The 1,108-nt window shown below is 52.9% G+C and carries 1 protein-coding gene; it reads left to right on the forward strand.

Annotation, left to right across the window (positions count from 1 at the left end):
* A partial coding sequence (tuf, locus tag ACIPUG_RS21420) for an elongation factor Tu (RefSeq protein ID WP_094371430.1) occupies positions 1-1,098 on the forward strand: 1,098 nt, incomplete at its 5' end.
* Positions 1,099-1,108 lie beyond the last annotated feature (10 nt).

Consider the following 1,108-nt stretch of genomic DNA (forward strand, 5'->3'; position numbering starts at 1 on the left):
GCTGCAATCACTACCGTTCTGGCTAAAACCTACGGTGGTAACGCGCGTGCATTCGACCAGATCGATAACGCACCAGAAGAAAAAGCACGTGGTATCACCATCAACACGTCTCACGTTGAATACGATACCCCGTCTCGCCACTACGCGCACGTTGACTGCCCAGGACACGCCGACTATGTGAAAAACATGATCACCGGTGCTGCCCAGATGGACGGCGCGATCCTGGTTGTTGCTGCGACTGACGGCCCAATGCCTCAGACCCGTGAGCACATCCTGCTGGGTCGTCAGGTTGGCGTTCCTTTCATCATTGTGTTCCTGAACAAATGTGACATGGTTGATGACGAAGAGCTGCTGGAACTGGTTGAGATGGAAGTACGTGAGCTGCTGTCTCAGTACGACTTCCCAGGCGACGACACCCCAGTGGTTCGTGGTTCAGCTCTGAAAGCGCTGGAAGGCGAAGCTGAGTGGGAAGCAAAAATCATCGAACTGGCAGAGCACCTGGATTCTTATATCCCAGAACCAGAGCGTGCCATTGACAAGCCGTTCCTGCTGCCAATCGAAGACGTATTCTCCATCTCCGGTCGTGGTACCGTTGTTACTGGTCGTGTAGAGCGCGGTATCGTTAAAGTCGGTGAAGAAGTTGAAATCGTTGGTATCAAAGATACGGCGAAATCTACCTGTACTGGCGTAGAAATGTTCCGCAAACTGCTGGACGAAGGTCGTGCAGGCGAGAACGTTGGTGTTCTGCTGCGTGGTATCAAGCGTGAAGAAATCGAGCGTGGTCAGGTACTGGCTAAGCCGGGTTCAATCAAGCCGCACACTCAGTTCGAATCCGAAGTGTATATCCTGAGCAAAGATGAAGGCGGCCGTCATACTCCGTTCTTCAAAGGCTACCGTCCTCAGTTCTACTTCCGTACAACTGACGTAACGGGCACCATCGAACTGCCAGAAGGCGTAGAGATGGTAATGCCGGGCGACAACATCAAAATGGTTGTTACCCTGATCCACCCAATCGCGATGGACGACGGTTTGCGTTTCGCCATCCGTGAAGGCGGCCGTACAGTAGGCGCGGGCGTTGTTGCTAAAGTTATCGCTTAATCGCTGATAA

The sequence above is a fragment of the Pectobacterium sp. CHL-2024 genome (assembly GCF_044751765.1).
Taxonomy (GTDB): domain Bacteria; phylum Pseudomonadota; class Gammaproteobacteria; order Enterobacterales; family Enterobacteriaceae; genus Pectobacterium; species Pectobacterium brasiliense.